Origin of the sequence: Plantactinospora sp. B24E8 (assembly GCF_039871735.1) — a bacterium.
GTDB lineage: Bacteria > Actinomycetota > Actinomycetes > Mycobacteriales > Micromonosporaceae > Plantactinospora.
The window spans coordinates 32208-50126 of record NZ_JBDPMH010000027.1 but is presented as its reverse complement, the minus strand read 5'-3'; the positions used below and the strand labels follow the sequence as shown (position 1 = coordinate 50126).

Annotated in this window: 18 protein-coding genes and 1 pseudogene; 10 read left to right on the top strand and 9 right to left on the bottom strand. The window is 72.0% G+C overall.

Translation table 11 applies throughout. The features are described 5' to 3' along the window. Positions 1-66: 66 nt before the first annotated feature. Entirely contained in the window at positions 67-1791 is a 1725-nt protein-coding gene (locus tag ABGB21_RS27850) for a DEAD/DEAH box helicase (protein ID WP_347680287.1), read from the top strand. Between the two features lie 277 nt (positions 1792-2068). On the opposite strand, the gene ABGB21_RS27845 is transcribed toward ABGB21_RS27850, so the two are convergent. Both ABGB21_RS27845 and ABGB21_RS27840 read right to left on the bottom strand, forming a co-directional pair. Then, a complete protein-coding gene (locus tag ABGB21_RS27845; protein WP_101371992.1) occupies positions 2069-2302 on the bottom strand; it encodes a hypothetical protein in 234 nt (77 codons plus the stop codon). A 244-nt stretch (positions 2303-2546) separates the two neighbouring features. After that, positions 2547-4187: an RNA polymerase sigma factor gene (locus tag ABGB21_RS27840; RefSeq protein WP_347652038.1), complete on the bottom strand. Its 1641-nt coding sequence runs from the start codon at positions 4185-4187 to the stop codon at positions 2547-2549. A gap of 290 nt (positions 4188-4477) precedes the next feature. Between ABGB21_RS27840 and ABGB21_RS27835 the strand changes: the two genes are divergently transcribed. Continuing rightward, complete coding sequence (locus ABGB21_RS27835) at positions 4478-5302, top strand: inositol monophosphatase family protein (RefSeq protein ID WP_347680285.1); 825 nt, start codon at positions 4478-4480, stop codon at positions 5300-5302. A gap of 121 nt (positions 5303-5423) precedes the next feature. On the opposite strand, the gene ABGB21_RS27830 is transcribed toward ABGB21_RS27835, so the two are convergent. Beyond that, on the bottom strand, positions 5424-5963 hold the full coding sequence (locus tag ABGB21_RS27830) for a LytR C-terminal domain-containing protein (protein ID WP_347652035.1): 540 nt from the start codon (positions 5961-5963) through the stop codon (positions 5424-5426). A 424-nt stretch (positions 5964-6387) separates the two neighbouring features. Between ABGB21_RS27830 and ABGB21_RS27825 the strand changes: the two genes are divergently transcribed. Together ABGB21_RS27825 and ABGB21_RS27820 are read left to right on the top strand one after the other, a co-directional pair. Beyond that, the gene (locus ABGB21_RS27825) at positions 6388-6684 is read left to right on the top strand and encodes a DUF4193 domain-containing protein (RefSeq protein WP_203861001.1); all 297 of its coding nucleotides are present in this window, start codon (positions 6388-6390) and stop codon (positions 6682-6684) included. A 135-nt stretch (positions 6685-6819) separates the two neighbouring features. After that, the gene (locus tag ABGB21_RS27820; protein WP_347652033.1) at positions 6820-7707 is read left to right on the top strand and encodes a hypothetical protein; all 888 of its coding nucleotides are present in this window, start codon (positions 6820-6822) and stop codon (positions 7705-7707) included. A 71-nt stretch (positions 7708-7778) separates the two neighbouring features. On the opposite strand, the gene ABGB21_RS27815 is transcribed toward ABGB21_RS27820, so the two are convergent. Beyond that, complete coding sequence (locus ABGB21_RS27815) at positions 7779-8279, bottom strand: DUF3093 domain-containing protein (RefSeq protein WP_347652237.1); 501 nt, start codon at positions 8277-8279, stop codon at positions 7779-7781. Between the two features lie 88 nt (positions 8280-8367). On the opposite strand from ABGB21_RS27815, the gene dut reads away from it, so the two are divergent. From dut to ABGB21_RS27795, 4 genes are all read left to right on the top strand, one after another. Continuing rightward, entirely contained in the window at positions 8368-8904 is a 537-nt protein-coding gene (gene dut / locus ABGB21_RS27810) for a dUTP diphosphatase (protein WP_347652032.1), read from the top strand. Positions 8905-9011: 107 nt separating this feature from the next. Then, positions 9012-9749: a DUF3710 domain-containing protein gene (locus ABGB21_RS27805; RefSeq protein ID WP_347652031.1), complete on the top strand. Its 738-nt coding sequence runs from the start codon at positions 9012-9014 to the stop codon at positions 9747-9749. Between the two features lie 166 nt (positions 9750-9915). After that, on the top strand, positions 9916-10296 hold the full coding sequence (locus ABGB21_RS27800; RefSeq protein WP_347652030.1) for an OB-fold nucleic acid binding domain-containing protein: 381 nt from the start codon (positions 9916-9918) through the stop codon (positions 10294-10296). 43 nt (positions 10297-10339) lie between these two features. Further along, positions 10340-11044 (top strand): DUF3159 domain-containing protein, encoded by a 705-nt coding sequence (locus tag ABGB21_RS27795; protein ID WP_347680283.1) that lies wholly within the window; start codon positions 10340-10342, stop codon positions 11042-11044. Positions 11045-11087: 43 nt separating this feature from the next. Here ABGB21_RS27795 and ABGB21_RS27790 read toward each other — a convergent pair whose 3' ends face one another. Further along, a complete protein-coding gene (locus tag ABGB21_RS27790) occupies positions 11088-11783 on the bottom strand; it encodes a TrkA family potassium uptake protein (RefSeq protein WP_347652236.1) in 696 nt (231 codons plus the stop codon). Next, entirely contained in the window at positions 11780-12445 is a 666-nt protein-coding gene (locus ABGB21_RS27785; RefSeq protein WP_347680281.1) for a TrkA family potassium uptake protein, read from the bottom strand. The genes ABGB21_RS27790 and ABGB21_RS27785 overlap by 4 nt, the downstream gene beginning before the upstream one ends. 244 nt (positions 12446-12689) lie before the next feature. On the opposite strand from ABGB21_RS27785, the gene ABGB21_RS27780 reads away from it, so the two are divergent. Further along, positions 12690-14771, top strand: a complete 2082-nt coding sequence (locus ABGB21_RS27780) for an APC family permease (protein WP_347680279.1) — start codon at positions 12690-12692, stop codon at positions 14769-14771. Positions 14772-14884: 113 nt separating this feature from the next. Continuing rightward, positions 14885-16207: pseudogene (locus ABGB21_RS27775) on the top strand (TRAM domain-containing protein); the annotation flags it as partial. 22 nt (positions 16208-16229) lie between these two features. On the opposite strand, the gene ABGB21_RS27770 reads toward ABGB21_RS27775, so the two are convergent. The 3 genes from ABGB21_RS27770 to ABGB21_RS27760 form a co-directional block, all read right to left on the bottom strand. Continuing rightward, positions 16230-16718, bottom strand: a complete 489-nt coding sequence (locus tag ABGB21_RS27770) for a hypothetical protein (RefSeq protein WP_347680277.1) — start codon at positions 16716-16718, stop codon at positions 16230-16232. Positions 16719-16782: 64 nt separating this feature from the next. After that, positions 16783-17562 carry an RNA ligase family protein gene (locus ABGB21_RS27765; protein WP_347652025.1) on the bottom strand — a complete coding sequence of 260 codons (780 nt, stop codon included), beginning with the start codon at positions 17560-17562 and terminating at the stop codon, positions 16783-16785. A gap of 98 nt (positions 17563-17660) precedes the next feature. Next, the gene (locus tag ABGB21_RS27760; protein ID WP_347680275.1) at positions 17661-17918 is read right to left on the bottom strand and encodes a hypothetical protein; all 258 of its coding nucleotides are present in this window, start codon (positions 17916-17918) and stop codon (positions 17661-17663) included. Position 17919 lies beyond the last annotated feature (1 nt).

Below are 17919 nucleotides of genomic sequence, written 5' to 3'. Positions count from 1 at the left end.
CGTACCGGCCGCGGAGGCGTTTCCGTGTGGGGGTCGGATTTCCGTCGTCGGAGGGGAGTGTGCTGCGTGGGAGCCCGGCTGCCGACCATCGAGTCGTTCCCGGCGCTGCGCGCATGGCAGCGCAAGGCGTTGGTGGAATATCTGCGACGCCGCTCCGAGGACTTCCTGGCGGTGGCGACACCCGGCGCCGGTAAGACCACCTTCGCGCTGCGCATCGCCGCAGAACTGCTCGCCGACGGCACCGTCGAGGCGGTGACCGTGGTCGCCCCGACCGAGCACCTGAAGACCCAGTGGGCCCAGGCGGCCGCCCGGATCGGCATCCAGCTCGACGCGGCGTTCCGCAACGCCGACCTGCACTCGTCGGCGGACTTCCACGGGGCGGTGGTCACGTACGCCCAGGTCGGCATGGCGCCGCAGGTGCACCGTCGACGGACGATGACCCGTCGAACCCTGGTGATCCTGGACGAGATCCACCACGCCGGAGACTCCCGTTCCTGGGGCGACGGTGTCAAGGCGGCCTTCGAGCCCGCCGTACGACGCCTGATGCTCACCGGTACGCCGTTCCGGTCCGACGACAACCCGATCCCGTTCGTGACGTACGAGCGGGGCACCGAGGGACTGCTGCGGTCCCGGGCCGACTCGGTGTACGGCTACTCCGACGCGCTCGGCGACGGTGTCGTCCGGCCGGTGATCTTCCTCGCCTACTCCGGGGAGACCCGATGGCGGACCAGTGCCGGGGACGAACTCGCCGCCCGGCTGGGCGAACCGATGACCCAGGACCTGATCGCCCAGGCGTGGCGTACCGCGCTCGACCCGGCGGGTGACTGGATGCCGCAGGTGCTGCGGGCCGCGGACGCCCGGCTGCAGGTGCTGCGCGCCGGCGGGATGACCGACGCGGCCGGGCTGGTGATCGCCACCGACCAGCAGGCCGCCCGGTCGTACGCCCGGCTGATCGAGCGGGTGACCGGCGAGAAGGCGGTGGTGGTCCTCTCCGACGACCAGGGCGCCTCGGACCGGATCGCGGCCTTCTCCGCCTCCGAGCAGCGTTGGATGGTCGCGGTGCGGATGGTGTCCGAGGGGGTCGACATCCCCCGGCTCGCCGTCGGGGTCTACGCGACCAGCGCCTCCACCCCGCTCTTCTTCGCCCAGGCGATCGGCCGGTTCGTCCGGGCCCGCCGGCAGGGGGAGACCGCCTCGGTCTTCCTGCCCAGCGTGCCGCACCTGCTCGGGCTGGCCAGCGAGATGGAGGCCGAGCGGGACCACGTACTGGGGGCGCCGAAACAGCGCGAGGGGTTCGACGACGACCTGCTGGAACGGGCGCAGCGTACCGAGCAGGCGAGTGGGGAACTGGAGAAGCGGTTCGAGGCGCTCTCCGCGACCGCCGAACTCGATCAGGTGATCTTCGACGGTGCGTCCTTCGGTACCGCCGCCCAGGCGGGCACTCCGGAGGAGGAGGAGTATCTGGGTCTGCCCGGCCTGCTCACCGCAGACCAGGTCGCCACCCTGCTGAACAAGCGGCAGGCGGAGCAGTTGGCCGCCCAGCGGCGTCGCCGGCAGACCGGTGAGCCGGCCCCGGCCCCGCAGCCGGCCGCCCGGCCACTCAGCGCGGCGGAACGTCGGGTCACGCTGCGCCGTCAGCTCAACGCCCTGGTCGCCGCGCACCACCACCGTACGGGACTACCGCACGGGAAGATCCACGCGGAGTTGCGCCGACGGTGCGGGGGGCCGCCGAGCGCCCAGGCGACCATCGAACAGCTCGAGGAGCGGATCGCCACCGTGCAGAGCCTCTAGGGGACTCGGGTGGATCCGGGTCGTCCGGATCAGATTCCGCCGCGGTGGCGGTACGGGCGGAGTGGTTGGCTCCGTTTCCGGCGCACGGGCTGAACGGTCCGTTTCGGGACGCGCCGGGCTGAACGGTGCTTGTCGTGATCGTTGTTGCTGATGAACGGTGCGTCGTGTGGAACGCCGCCGCTGGATGGTGGTTGCCGGACGGGGAGCCGATCCAGGGGAAGAGACGACCGGAGGTGCCCGGTCTGGGCACCTCCGGTCACGTATGTCCCTGGATTGATCAGTTCGCCATCAAATCGGCACCACGCCAGCTGAATTCCGGGTCAACCGCGTAGCGTACCGTGATCTTGACCAGATCCTCGGCGTACTTGTTCGCGTGATGCCCACAGAACACCAGTTCGCTCCCACCCGCGAGGGTGATCCGGAGCTTGCCGGCAGCGTTACAGCGGTCGCACCGTTCATCGGCGGCTGGGGGAGCCACCGTCTCGGGCGGCGGCGTGAGGGTCGGGGTCATCGCCTTCCTCCTGCGGTCGTCACCGATGAACACTCTCGTCGGTCATTGCTCACCTATCGTGCAACACCCTTGTGGGGTGTGGCCTTCCCAGTGTGCCCCCGGGGGACCGATGTCACACGTGGTAGAGACAGTGTGCCGTGCAACCAGGGTGCCACGTCAACGATCACGGGTGGGAAACCGACCGGCCAGCACTGGTCGATATACGTCCGGTGATCAAAGCGACACGACTGGTTGACTTTTTGGATCAGTCGAGATAATCCCGGAGGACCTGCGAGCGCGAGGGATGCCGCAACTTCGACATCGTCTTCGACTCGATCTGCCGGATCCGCTCGCGGGTCACCCCGTACACCTGACCGATTTCGTCCAGGGTCCGGGGCTGTCCGTCGGTGAGCCCGAAACGCAGCCGTACCACGCCCGCCTCACGCTCGGAGAGGGTCTGCAGCACCTGCTGGAGCTGATCCTGGAGCAGTGAGAACGACACCGCGTCGACCGCGACGACCGCCTCGGAGTCCTCGATGAAGTCGCCGAGCTGGCTGTCGCCCTCGTCGCCGATGGTCTGGTCCAGGGAGATCGGTTCCCGGGCGTACTGCTGGATCTCCAGCACCTTCTCCGGTGTGATGTCCATCTCCTTGGCCAGCTCCTCCGGGGTGGGCTCGCGGCCCAGGTCCTGGAGGAGTTCGCGCTGGATCCGGCCGAGCTTGTTGATCACTTCGACCATGTGCACCGGGATGCGGATGGTGCGGGCCTGGTCGGCCATGGCCCGGGTGATCGCCTGGCGGATCCACCAGGTGGCGTAGGTGGAGAACTTGTAGCCCTTGGTGTAGTCGAACTTCTCGACCGCGCGGATCAGGCCGAGGTTGCCCTCCTGGATCAGGTCGAGGAAGGCCATGCCCCGCCCGGTGTACCGCTTGGCGAGCGACACCACCAGCCGCAGGTTCGCCTCCAGCAGGTGGTTCTTGGCCCGCTCGCCGTCCCGGGAGATCCACAGCAGGTCGCGCTGCATCTCCCGGACCAGCTTCTCCTCGCCCTCCTCGGCGGCGCGCAGCCGCTCGGCGGCGTAGAGGCCGGCCTCGATCCGCTTGGCGAGCTCGACCTCCTGCTCGGCGTTGAGCAGCGGAACCTTGCCGATCTGCTTCAGGTAGGCCCGGACCGAGTCCGCGGAGGCGGTCAGCTCGGCATCCCGCCGGGCCTGCTTGAGCGCCTCCGACTCCTCGTCGTCCCACTCGAAGTCGTTGTCGGTCGCCGCGTCGGCGGCGTCCGCCTCGGCCGCCTTGGCCAGCTCGGCCGGCTCGTCGACGACCACGTCCTCGATCTCGGCGGCGAGTTCCTCGGGATCGATGTCGCCGTCTCCCGGGCCGTCCGGGTCCAGGTTCTTGCCGGCGGTCGCCTTGGTGGCCTTGGCCGGGGCGCCGGCCGCCTTGGCGGCCTTGGTGCCCCTCCCGGCGGCCTTGGCGGGCGCCTCGCCGGACTTCGCGGTCACCTTGGCGCCAGTGGTCGGCGACCCGCCGTCGGCGGCGAGGGCGGGCTTACGGGCCGCGGGCTTACGCGCCGCGCCGGTCCCCTCGTCGGCCGCGGGCGCCTGCTTCGGTGCCGGCGGAGCCGACTTCTTCGTCGCCTTGGCGGTGGTCGCCCGGGAGGCGGGGGTGGCGGAACGGGCGGCGGCGACCCGACGACGGGTGCTCGCCGAACCGTCGACCACCACGGTCACCCCGGCGTCCGAGAGCGCACGCAGGATCTTCTTGGCCTGGGCCGGAGTCACCTCAGCAGACTCGACAGTGCGCGCCAGCTCGGCCGACGTGAGCTGGCCGCCGGCGTTCCGCGCGTGGGCGATCAGGGTGTCGGTGAGCGAGCGTACGTCGGCGCCGATGTGGCGGGGTTCTGTCACGAATGACCTTCCGGAGGCGATGGAGCGAGCACGGCCGGTTTCGGCCGGCGCAGCGCGGAGCGTCGTGCCGGGCCGATGTGGTTGAGGAACCCCCGTGTCCCGGGCCGGCCGGTGCTCGGCGGTCCGTGGCGCGTGGGCAGGCGTGAATTGTAACGCCGTCTGCGGCGATCATCCTGCGCCGCACGCCGGAGAGGCGGTCGGGGGCTACCGACTCGATACATGTGTGGACTTTGTAAGGATGATACTCGCGGTCGGGGCAGCACGTCACAGGCGTGCGGGAAGGGGACGTCATGCGGGTCGGAACGCCGGCTCCCGAGGAACTGCTGAAGATCGCGGTCGAGATCGCCCGGCAGGCGGCCCAGACCGCGCGCCGGATGCGGGCCGAGGGAGTGTCCGGAATCTCCACCAAGAGCACCGCGACCGACGTGGTCACGGCCGCCGACCGGGCGGTCGAGCGGGAGGTGGTGGCGGCGCTGCGAGACCTGCGGCCCGACGACACCGTGCTGGGCGAGGAGTACGGCGACACCGCCGGCTCCGGTCCGGTCGACCCGGAGTCCGTACGGTGGATCCTGGACCCGATCGACGGCACCGTGAACTACCTGTACGGCCTACCCAACTACGCGGTCTCACTGGCCGCCGAGGTTGGCGGCGAGGTGGTCGCCGGAGTGGTGCGCAACGCGGTCACCGGTGACGAGTGGACCGCCACCCGGGGCGGGGGCGCCTACCGGGACGGCCGCCGGCTGCACGGCTCGACCGAGAGTGATCTGGGCCAGGCGCTGGTCGGCACCGGCTTCGGCTACGACCCGGCCCGGCGGGCGCACCAGGCCGCCGTACTCGGCGGGCTGATCACGTACGTCCGGGACATCCGCCGCTTCGGGGCCGCCTCCATCGACCTGTGCATGGCGGCCGAAGGGCTGGTCGACGCGTACTACGAGCGGGGCCTCAACCTCTGGGACCACGCGGCCGGCGGGCTGATCGCCGCCGAGGCCGGCCTACGGGTCGCCGGACTGGCCGGGGCGCCCGCGGGACGAGAGCTACTCATCGCCGCGCCGCCGGCGCTGTTCGGGCCGTTGCACGACCGGCTGGCCCGGCTCGGTGTCACGGACGGCCCGTAACCGTCGGCGACCCGGTTCGGCTGCCCTGGACCACCGTTGTCCGTCCGGGACCACCGTCGGATCCCGGGTCGTGCGGACCGCCGCCCCGGTGCGGCACCGGGGCGGCGGCAGGTGGGTCGGCTCAGGTCAGGTTCGGGTCGGCGCAGGTCCCGTCCGGCAGCTGCGGTCCGCCGCTGCCCTGGGCCAGCGCCTGGCTCACCTCGGTGATCGTGGCGAGCTGCTTGAAGTCGCTGCCGATCACCACGTCCACCACGTCGTCGGTGCGGTCGATCTGGAAATCGGGCGTCGCCTCGTTCAGGAAGTACGCCTTCAGCACGTGGTAGGAACCGAGGCCCTTCGGGCCGAACCGCAGTACGGCGACGTCGTCGACGCCCTTGTTCTTCGGCTCGTTGCCCGACTTGAGCACCTGGAACTGCCGGTTCTGGAAATCGGTCTTCACCGAGTTCGCCAGCCCCTGGGTGTCGGTCGCGTTGTAGACGTTGATCTTGATGTCCTTCGGCAACCGGAGTCGGGTGTCGGCCAGCTTGGCACCGGGCGGGCAGGCCTCGCCCGCCTCCTTGCCGGCCTGGGTGTCCCGGACCAGCGTGACCGCGACGAAGACCACGGCGACCACTGCGAGCACGCCGACGACGACGAGGGCCCGGACGCGCGCGAAACTCATCTAGTTGGCTCCCCGAAGCTCGTCTGTGACAGAAACCGGCGGGCCGACGCCGGTCGGCCGCCGTTGGCTACCGAGTATGCCGGGGGCGCCGGGCGTTGTCCGACCGGGTGTGGAAACCGGCGGATCCGTCGGCGCGCCGACGACGATCGGCCGACCACTGACCCTATCTTCGTGTCGCCTGAGTCACATTGGGAACAACTCCGGGCGCTCGGACGTACAAGCATGCCGCAGGGACGGTATACATGCCTCGCCCGAAGGGGGGTAAGGTACCCCGCTCGGCGGGGGAAGTTCCGCCCGGCGACCCGCGACCCGGACCTGTGCCGGGGCGGGTAACCGGAAGTGACGGCCGGCCAGCGGGAACCGAAACAGCGTCTTCCGGCGTTACAACCGGAAGCGACTATATCGATATGGGAGAGTGAAACCGATGGCCACCGACTACGACGCCCCGCGTCGCGACGAGGTCGACCTCGGCGAGGACAGCCTGGAAGAGCTCAAGGCTCGGCGGGTCGACTCACAGTCGGCTGCCGTGGACGTCGACGAGGCCGAGGTCGCCGAGAGCTTCGAACTGCCCGGTGCCGACCTGGCCGACGAGGAGCTCACCGTCAAGGTGCTGCCGATGCAGTCGGACGAGTTCCGCTGCGCGCGCTGTTTCCTCGTACACCACCGCAGCCAGCTCGCGGTGGAGCGCAACGGCGAGCTGATCTGCCGCGAGTGCGCCTGAGTTCCTCGGGGGGAGGGGCGGCGACCTCCACGGACGGGGGTCGCCGCGCACGATTCGAGGTGCGACGCGGGCGGGTAGCTGCTTGACTCGATCCGCGCGGTGCCACCGGGCCCCGCGCAGGCGCGGGAGGTCACGATGAGCGGTTCCGACCCGGCACCGGAGAGCCCGGCACCGGCCGGGTGGTCCGGGCCGGACGAGCCGGCGGCGGCCCCGCCCGTCGCCGCCGACCCCGGTACGACGTCTGACCCTGGTGCGACCTCTGAGCCTCGTGCGACGACCTCGCCTCCGGCGGACGGCGCGACACTCGGCAGGACCGTCGGCGCGCTCGCCGACGACGAACTCGACCGGGCCGGCCGCCGACGGATCTTCGGCCGGCTCGTCGACCAGGTACGGGTGCGGGGCGGAAGGCGGCTACTCAAGCCGAAGACGGCGCTGCGCTGGTTGACCGACGTGGTCGCCGAGATCGCCCCGCACGTGCCGATCCGGGACCGGGAAACGCTGCTGCGGCACTTCGACGGCCTGGACGGCGACGTGCTCGCCGAACGACTGGTCCGGAACGCCACCAGGGCGACCGCCGGGGTCGGCGCCGCCGGCGGAGGCGTGGCGGCGGTGGAGTGGGTGGCCACTCCGACGTTGCTCTCGGCACCCGTCCTGCTGGCCGCCGAGACCGTCGCCGTGGTCGCCATCGAGCTGAAGCTGATCGGCGAGCTGCACGAGGCGTACGGCGTCAGGCTGCCCGGCGGTGGCGGCCAGCGCGCCACGGCGCTGCTCCGGTCCTGGGCGGCGCAACGGGGAGTCAATCCGCTGCTGCCCGGGGTGGGTGTCGGTGCGGTGCTCGGCACCGCGGCCCGCAACGAACTGCGGGACCGGCTGCTGCGGCGCTTCGGACGCAACCTGACCACGCTCGGACCGTTCCTGACCGGCGCCGCGGTGGCGGCCTTCCTGAACGGCCGGGCCACCCGTGGGCTCGGCAACCGGATCCGGGAGGACCTGCGTGAGCGCCCGCCGGCGATCGGACGGTGACGGTCGGGCACACCCCAGAACGGTCGGGCCACACCCCACAACGGCCGGGGTCGGCGCCGACCGTCGGACGGTCAGCGGGTCGCGGTCTCCCCGGACGACGCGTCGCGGGCGGCCAGGACGGCCTCGGCGAGCCGGACCGGGTGACGGGAGCTGACCACCCAGTACGGGGTCGGGTCGGCGGGATCGTCCAGCACCACCTGGACGGCGCCGGCGACCCAGGGGCGCTGCACCACGAACGCGAGCGGGTCGGCACCGACCCCGAGCACCTCACGCCGGCCTTCGGCGTCCAGGGCGAGCACGTCCGCGACGTACCGCAGCGGCAGTCGGGCGTCGTCGACCAGGAACTCGCCGTCGTGCACCGCGACCCGGATCCGACCGAGCCAGCCGAGCCCGACGACGGCGAGCGGCAGCAGGACCGCGAACGGCAGCCAGGCCCGGACCCCGGTCCCGCCGAGCCAGAGCTCCAGGGCGAGCAGCGCGGCCACCCCGATGCCGGCCAGCCACCACCACCACGGCAGACTCAACCGTTCGGCGTACCCGGCGCGGGCGGGTACGACGGCGGAATCCGCCACGGTGGGATCAGGACTCGTCGGGGCCACGCTGTGAGGGTACGGCGCGGCGCGACCCGTTGACCCGGCAGGATGGGGGGACCACCGCCAGATGGCTCCGTGGGACCTCCAGGAGAGTGACAACGTGACACACGTGGTGCCCGTACCGGTCCGGCGGCTCGACCCGGACCTGCCGATGCCGTCGTACGCACATCCCGGTGACGCCGGAGCCGACCTGGTCTCCGCGGAGGAGGTCGAGATCGGGCCGGGGGACCGGCGACTGGTCCGGACCGGGGTCGCCATCGCCCTGCCGGAGGGGTACGTCGGGCTGGTCCATCCCCGGTCGGGCCTCGCGGCCAGGCTCGGTGTGACCGTGCTCAACGCGCCCGGTACGGTCGACGCCGGTTACCGTGGCGAGATTCTGGTCAACCTGATCAACCACGACCGGGTCCGGCCGGCGAAGATCTCCCGGGGTGACCGGATCGCGCAGCTCGTGGTGCAGCGGGTGGAGCGGGCCGAGTTCCGACTGGTCGACGAGCTGCCCGCCTCCGCTCGTGGGGAGGGCGGGCACGGCTCGACCGGCGGGCACGCCGACCTGGTCACCGCGTACGACCCGAGCGAGGAAACTGAGGGGGCGGTCGGCCGGTGACCGCGCGTACGCGCCTCCGCGGCGGTTCCCACCGTCCGCGGTGTTCCCACCCGGCGTCAGCGCCGACCCGTCCCGCAGCCGTGAACGGAAGGTAGCAGGTAAGGACGATGATCTTCTCCCGAGGACGCGGCGGTGGGCGCCACGCCCGCGACGAGCGGTCGGACCGGCCGACGGCCGACACGCAGGACCTGGCCACCGGCGTCGGGGCCGACCGGCGGTCGGGCGGCCCGTACGACAGCGCCGAGTCGGCTCCCGACGTACCGCGGCTCGACCTGGGCAGTCTGCAGATCCCGGCCGTACCCGAGGTCGAGGTGCGGGTCCAGGCCAATCCCGACGGCGTCATCCAGCAGGTCGTCCTGGTGCACGGCGAGAGCGCCCTGCAGCTGGGCGTCTTCGCCGCGCCCCGCTCCGAGGGCATCTGGGACGAGTGGCGGGAGGAGATCCGGACCTCGCTGGCCGCCGACGGTGTGCTGGCCGAGGAGGACGAGGGCGACCACGGCACCGAGTTGAGGGCACGGGTCCGTACCCCGGACGGTGGTGTCGCCGACCTGCGGTTCGTCGGGGTCGACGGGCCGCGCTGGATGGTCCAGGGGGTCTTCCAGGGGCGGGCCGCGAGCGACCCCGCGGCTGCCGCGCCCCTCGCCGCCTGCCTGGACGGGTTGGTCGTCGACCGGGGCAAGGAGGCGAAGCCGGTGCGGGAGCCGTTGCCGCTGCGGCTGCCGAGGGATCCCGGGACCGGCGTCGACGGGGCGGAGGCGGCCGGACCGGTGCCGGACGGCGCGGTCAACGGAGCGGTGTCGGGCCAGCAGACGCCACGGCGTGGTGAGCCCGGCCGGGCCGGCTGAGGGCACGTCGCGACCCGGATCCCGTCCGGGGGTCCGGGTCGGCCGAGGCAGCCCGGCCGCGCCGACCGGCCGGACCGGATCCGGCGTACGCTTGCGGGGCGGCTGTCGACCAGCCGCGTCGAGTGGACGCGCCGACCGGGCGCGCCGGGGAGGGTGACACCGGGTCATGGCGACCGACCAGGGCCGGACGTCGTTGCGAGGCTTCCTGCAGCGGCTGACCGCGAGCGAGGCCGAGATCGAGGCGGAGGAGCTGCAGCGGGAGAGCGCCGAGGTGGGCGGCATGCCGGCCCGGCAGTGCAGCAGGGGTCAGGTGGTGTGCGTGTCGGGCCGGCTGCGCACGGTGGTCTACACCCCGCGCACCAACCTGCCCACGCTGGAGGCGGACCTCTACGACGGCAGCGACATCGTGACGCTGGTCTGGCTGGGCCGCCGGCACATCGCCGGCATCGAACCGGGGCGGCATTTGACGGCTCGTGGTCGCGTGGCGGTCCGGGATGACCGTAAAGTCATCTACAACCCGTACTACGAGCTGGAGCTGCCGCGATGAGGGTGTCGACCGGCGCCGCCAGCCGCGACCGGAAGACGCCCAGATGACAGCTGGACAGCCCCGCACCGACAAGACGGAACGTACGCCGGCCGCCGGCCCGACCGGGCCGGACGAGCCGCTGCCCAGCCTGACCGAGCAGATGGCCGAGCAGCTCGGCGGCTGGCGCGGGATGGTCGAGTCCAGCATCCCGGTGCTCGTCTTCGTGGTGGTCAACATCATCGGCGAACTGCGGCCCGCGGTGATCGCCGCGGTGGCGGTCGCGGTGGCGATCGCGGGGCTGCGGCTGGCCCAGCGGCGGCCGATCCGACACGCGGTCAACGGGCTGTTCGGCATCGGAATCGGCGCCCTGATCGCCTGGCGGACCGGTGACGAGCGGGACTTCTACCTCCCCGGCATCCTCTACGGCTACGCCTACGGCGTGGTGCTGCTCGGCTCCGCGGCGCTGCGGCAGCCCCTGGTCGGCTGGATCTGGTCGATCATCGCGGCCGGTGGACGGTCGGAGTGGCGGCAGAATCCCCGACTGGTCCGGACCTTCACCTGGCTCACCGTGCTCTGGGGTGTGGTCTGGATCCTCAAGGTCGGCGCCCAGCACGCCCTCTACGTGGCGAACATGACCACGGCGCTCGGCGCCGCGCGCCTGGCACTGGGCTATCCGCCGTACGCCCTGCTGCTGGTGATCACCATCTGGGTCGTCCGCCGGGTGAACCGGCGGGAACCGGCGGTACCGACGGCGACCGTCGCCAACTGACCGGCGGACGGGACAGCACCGTCACCGGTCGGTGGGGACGTGTTCAGCGGGTCCGACGGGTCCGTTCGACGCTGTCCGCACCGAGGATCACCGCGCGCACCTCGTCCTCGACCTCGGCGGTGCAGACGAAGATCAGCTCGTCGCCGGCCTCCAGCGGATCGTCCGGGCTGGGCACCAGCACCCGCTTGCCGCGCAGGATCGCGACCAGCGCGGAGTCGCGGGGCAGCGGTACGGCGTGGATCGGGTGGCCGACGTACGGGGCGGTCGGCGGGAGGGTGATCTCGACGAGGTTCGCCTCACCCTGCCGGAACGTCATCAGCCGGACCAGGTCGCCGACGGTGACCGCCTCCTCGACCAGCGCCGCCATCACCCGCGGCTTGCTGACCGCGACGTCGACACCCCACTGGTCGGTGAAGAGCCACTCGTTCTCGGCCCGGTTGACCCGGGCGACCACCCGGGGCACCGCGAACTCGGTCTTGGCCAGCAGCGACAGCACCAGGTTGACCTTGTCGTCGCCGGTGGCGGCGACGACGACGTCGCAACTGGCGATGTCGGCCTCCTCGAGGCTGGTCAGCTCGCAGGCGTCGGCCAGGATCCACTCGGCGGCCGGGACCCGTTCCGGGCGGAGCATCTTCGGCTTCCGCTCGATCAACATCACCTGGTGGCCGTTGTCGATCAGTTCCTGGGCGATCGAGCGGCCCACGTTGCCGGCGCCGGCGATGGCGACCCGCATTCTCAGCGCCCTCCTTTCGGCGGCAGGCTGGCCACCCTCGTCACCTGGTCGGCGATGTCGTCGGTGACCAGCATGGCGAGCTGGTCACCCTCCTGCAGCACGGTCGAGCCGGTCGGCAGGGCGGCGATGCCGAACCGGGTCAGGTACGCGACCCGCGCGCCGGTCGCCTCCTCCAGCCCGCGCAGCGGTCGACCGATCCAGTCGTCGTGCAGCGGCACGTCGATGATCGATACCGTGCTGGTCGGGTCGCGGAAGATCTCCACGTGCCCCTCCGGCACCAGGTGCCGGACGATCCGGTCGGCGGTCCAGCGGACCGTGGCGACGGTCGGGATGCCGAGCCGCTCGTAGACCTGGGCCCGCTTGGGGTCGTAGATCCGGGCCACCACCCGCGAGACGCCGAAGGTCTCCCGGGCCAGCCGGGCGGAGATGATGTTCGAGTTGTCGCCGCTGGAGACGGCGGCGAAGGCGTCGGCCCGTTCGATGCCGGCCTGGCGCAACACGTCACCGTCGAAACCGGCGCCGGTGACCGTGATGCCGCCGAAGTCCGAGCCGAGTCGGCGGAACGCGTCGGCGTCCTGGTCGATGACGGCCACCGAGTGGCCGCGCGACTCCAGGCTGTCGGCCAGCGACGAGCCGACCCGTCCGCAGCCCATGATCACGACGTGCACGTACGTCCTCCCGGGTGACCGCGCGACCTGCCCGCCGCCGTCTGACGGGCTCACCATGAGCGTGCCATGTGGCCCGGCTCCGCCGCCGCCCGACTCCCCCGTCGACCGGTGGGGGAGCGGAGGCCACGCCGGCTGGGAGAGACATCCCGGTTTGGTGCGGAGAATCCCGTGTCACCCGGCTCAGTCCAGAAGATCGGACCCACCGGTCGGTCGACGCGGCGGGGCAGCCGTACCCTTAGCCCTTGTGGCCAGTCCCGCCTCGCTGTTGAAGCGCCTGCTCCTGGGCCGACCCTTCCGGTCGGACAAGTTGCAGCACACGCTGCTGTCCAAGCGCATCGCGTTGCCGGTCTTCGCCTCGGACGCGCTCTCCAGCGTCGCGTACGCCCCCGACGAGATCCTGCTGACGCTCTCCATCGCCGGTACCTCCGCCTACCTGTTCTCGCCGTGGGTCGCCCTGGCCGTGGTGGTGGTGATGCTGACCGTGGTGGCGAGCTACCGGCAGACGGTGCACGCCTACCCCTCGGGTGGCGGCGACTACGAGGTCGCCACGGTGAACCTGGGTCCGAAGTTCGGCGTCGGGGTGGCCAGCGCGCTGCTCGTCGACTACGTGCTGACCGTCGCGGTCTCGGTCTCGTCCGGGGTGGCCAACCTCGGTTCGGTGCTGCCGTTCGTCTCCGAACACCGGGTGATCATCGCGGTCACCGCGGTGATCCTGCTCACCGCGGTGAACCTGCGCGGCCTGCGGGAGTCCGGCACCGCGTTCGCCATTCCGACGTACGGCTTCATGATCGTCATCGTCGGCATGATCCTCACCGGCCTGGTCCGGGTCTTCGTCCTCGGCCACGACCTGAAGGCACCCAGCGCCGACCTGGTCGTCAGTGCCGAGCACGCCGACATGACCGCGTTCGCCATGATCTTCCTGCTGCTGCGCGCCTTCTCCTCCGGCTGCGCCGCGCTGACCGGTGTCGAGGCCATCTCCAACGGCGTACCCGCGTTCAAGCCGCCGAAGAGCCGCAACGCGGCCACCACCCTGCTGCTGCTCGGGTCGGTCGCGATCGTGATGATCCTGGGCATCATCTGGCTCTCCCGGCTGACCGGCCTGCAGTTCATGGAGAACCCGGCCCGCCAGCTCGCGCAGGGGCCGGCGGACTACGTGCAGAAGACCGTCACCGTCCAGCTCGGCCAGACCATCTTCGGTGACAACGTCCTGCTCTTCGTGGTTGCCGGCGCGACCGCGCTGATCCTGTTCCTGGCCGCCAACACGGCGTTCAACGGTTTCCCGGTGCTCGGCTCGATCCTGGCCCAGGACCGCTACCTGCCCCGGCAGCTGCACACCCGGGGCGACCGGCTGGCGTTCTCCAACGGCATCATCTTCCTCGCGGTGGCGGCGAGCCTGCTGATCGTCGCCTTCCAGGCCGAGGTGACCCGGCTGATCCAGCTCTACATCGTCGGCGTCTTCGTCTCCTTCACGCTCTCCCAGGCGGGCATGATCCGGCACTGGAACCGGCTGCTGCGTACCGAGCGGGATCCGCAGGCCCGGCGGCGCATGATCCGGTCGCGGGGCATCAACACGTTCGGGGCGGGGCTGACCGGGACCGTCCTGGTCATCGTCCTGATCACCAAGTTCCTGCTCGGTGCCTGGATCGCGATCGCCGCGATGGCGGTGATCTACGTGGTGATGCTCGCCATCCGGCGGCACTACGACCGGGTCGCCGCCGAGCTGACCCCACCCGAGGGCCGCCCGGTGCTGCCCGCCCGCAACCACGCGATTGTGCTGGTCAGCAAGGTGCACCAGCCGACCCTGCGGGCTGTCGCCTACGCCAAGGCGACCCGGCCGGACACCCTGACCGCGTTGACCGTCAACGTCGACGAGAACGACACCCGGGCCGTGCAGGCCGACTGGGAGCGCCACGGCATCAGGGTGCCGCTGACCGTGATCGACTCGCCGTACCGGGAGATCACCCGCCCGATCCTCGACTTCGTCGCGTCGGCCCGTCGGGAGTCACCGCGCGACGTGGTCACGGTCTTCATTCCGGAGTACGTCGTCGGCCACTGGTGGGAGAACCTGCTGCACAACCAGAGCGCGTTGCGGATCAAGGGCCGACTGCTGTTCGAACCGGGGGTGATGGTGACAAGCGTGCCCTGGCAGCTGGAGTCCAGCGCCCGCAAGAACCTGGACCGGTTCGACGCCACCCTGAGCCGTGGACCGGCCCGGGGGCCACGCGGTGCCACCCTCGGCGACCTGGTCGCGCCGTCCCGCCGACCCGACCGGGACATCACCGATCCGCCGCCGGCTCCCGGCCACGACGCGGCCGGACCCCGATGAGCACCGGCGCGAGCCCACGTTCCACCGTGGACCCGACGGGGGGTGCCGGCGGGCCGTCACGTCCCGCCGACCCGGCGGGTTCCGGTGGACGGCCACGTCCCGCCGACCCGTCCGGGCCAGGCGAGGCGGAACGGGTCGAGCTCACCATCGGCCCGGTGGCGCACGGCGGGCACTGCGTGGCCCGGCTCGACGGCCGAGTGGTCTTCGTCCGGCACACGCTGCCCGGCGAGCGGGTCGTCGCCGAGATCACCGAGGTACGCCGGGACTTCCTCCGGGCCGACGCGGTCGAGGTACTGGAAGCGGCGCCGGAGCGGGTCGAGCCGCCCTGCCCGTACGCCCGTCCCGGCCGCTGCGGCGGCTGCGACCTGCAGCACGTGGCGCCGGACGCGCAGCGGGCCTGGAAGACGGGGGTGGTCCGCGAGCAGTTGCTCCGACTCGGCGGCCTGAGCCCGGCGGAGGTCGACGAACTCGACGTCCGGGTGCACGCGTTGCCCGGCGGGCCGCTGGGTTGGCGCTCCCGGGTCCGGTACGCCGTCGACGCCGCCGGCCGGGCCGGCCTGCTCAAACACCGTTCGCACGAGGTGGTGCCGATCGACCGCTGCCTGATCGCCCACCCGGCGATCCAGGAACTGCCGGTCCTGTCGGCGGACGGGCGGCGGTGGCCGGACGCCGACGCGGTGGAGGTGATCGCCTCCACCGGCGGCGACGTAATGGTCCGCGGCCTGCGGGACGGCGGCCTGGTCGCCGGTGGCGACCTGGCCGAGCCCGACGTCCGGACCGGACCGTCGCGCGTCGTCCTGGCGTCCCCGGAGCCGGGCCCCGCACCGCCCAGCGGGGCACCGGGCGACGCTGCGTCGACCGGGCAGCCGGTACGGGAGCACGCGGTCGGCCGGACCTGGTGGTTGCCACCGGAGGCCTTCTGGCAGGTGCACCCGGCCGCCGCCGACACCCTGACGGCGGCGGTGCTCGACCTGCTGGACCCGCGAGAGGGCGAGTCGGCCTGGGACCTCTACGGCGGCGCCGGCCTCTTCGCGGCGGCCCTGGCCGACCGGCTCGGGCCGACCGGACGGGTCACCGTGGTCGAGTCGGCACCGGCGGCGGTCGACGCCGCCCGGGAGAACCTGCGCGACCTGCCCCGGGTCGAGATCGTCCGGGCGTCGGTCGGCCCGGCACTGGCCCGGCGGCGGATCATCGGCCCGGTGGACCTGGTGGTGCTGGATCCGCCCCGGTCCGGGGCCGGCGCCGCCGTCGTCCGGGACGTCGTGGCCGCCGCCCGGCGGGCCGTCGCCTACGTCGCCTGCGACCCGGCGGCCTTCGCCCGGGACGTCCGTACGTTCCGGGCGGCCGGCTGGCGGCTCGCCGCGCTGCGCGGCTACGACCTGTTCCCGATGACCCAGCACGTCGAGCTGGTGGCCCTGCTGGTCCCGGCCGGGTGAACGGCGGGGACCGCGTCCCCGGTCAGTTGTCGAACCAGAAGACGATCCGGACGTCCGCCGGGTCACCCAGGCTAACCAGGGCGGCGAGCCGTTCGAAGTACCGCCGCCCCAGGAGGTCCCGCAGCGTCGGATGGGCACCCTCGCCCGCCACGGCCAGGGCGGCGCCGTCCCCGTCCCGGGTGACGCGCCGATCCCGGGTCACCTGGTCGTAGTCGTAGCCGAGCAGTTCGGCCAGGGTCAGCCACGAGGCGTGGTGTACGTCGCAACCCCACGCGTCGTGCTCGGTCCGCACCTCCAGCGACACGTCACCCGGCAGCCCTCGTGCGCTGGCAATCACCGGCGAGCGTGAGCGGTTGCGTACGTCGGCGAGGAAGCCGAACAGGCGGTAGTCGAAGTCCGGAAACACCTCATCGCGGTCGTTCTCGTCCGCCCGGTCCGGGAACAGGTTCCGTGCCCACCGCCACCCGCCCCCGGTGCGGACCTCCGCGTACGACCAGATGTCACATCCCATCGCCAGTGCACTCCTCTGGTGCGGTGCCGATGTGTCGGACCCGGCGGACGAACGGCCGCGAACGCTACCGGGCGCCGCGTCGCTTCAACGTCCGCTCGTAGTCCTGGAACCGGGCCTTGGCGATCGCCGAGCGGGTGGCCGACCGCAGCACGATGCCCTCCGCCCGTCCCGGCGGGCCGTCCAGCGCCACCCGGGTCTGCGGCAGGTACTCCCGGAGCAGCTGGTACGTCTTGTCGAGGTCGGTCGGCAGGTCCGCCGCCTCGAGTACGTCGAGCCGTGGCACGATCTCCAGGCCGTCGACCCCGGCGGTGCTCAGCAGCGCCGACTCGTCCAGGAACCGCTGGCCGCCGCTCTCCCGCCAGGACGAGAGCTGCTGCGCCGGCCAGTCCAGCAGTTCGGCGTAGTCGTCGACGACCGCCACGTCGAACAGCCGGGCTCCGACCGTGCGGCTCGCGGTGTAGTGCTTGCTGGCGCCGGTCACCTTTCCGCCGTAGACCTCCAGGTAACGGACCACGATCCGGTCCCCGTCGACCGGCGGCAGCCGCTCGGCGATCGGGCGCAGCGCGTCGACGATGCCGAGGGCCGGGTTGGCGATCAGGTCGCCCCGGGCGTGCAGCAACTCCTCCCGGCTGCCGATCAGATAGCTGCCGTCCGGCAGCGAGACGATCCGGCCGTTCGTGCCGTCGACTTTCTCGGTCAGGCTGACCCGGCCAGTGAACCGCACGGTCTCCTCGAGCAGGCCACCGTTGCGCGGGTCGAGTGTGTGGTAGGTCGGGATCGACGGGTACTTGGTCATCGAGTTGACGGCCCGCAGATCCGTGTTGCGCACGTTGAAGCTGGACATCTCGGCCCCCGTGTTCGCCTGCCGTTGACGGTCAGGTCTACCTAACGAGACGCGGGCCGCCGCCGGCAACACAAATATCCTGAGAGCCTCGTGGGCGATCAGGGCGCGACGGGCGCGGGCACCCCGGAGCGGGTCGAGGCCGCCTCCGAATCGCGGCGGGTTGCCCGGGCGGCCGCCCGGTCCCGCAGCCGGATCCAGGCGACGATCAGGAGAATTAGCGGCAGCAGGGGCAGGGCGACGACCAGGACGACGATCGCGGCGAGAAGCTGTCCGGCGGCGTACCGGCCGGAGACCCGAGAGCGTCGGCCGGGGGAGGCGGGGGACGGGGAATCCTGGGGAAGATCGGCAGGCGGCATG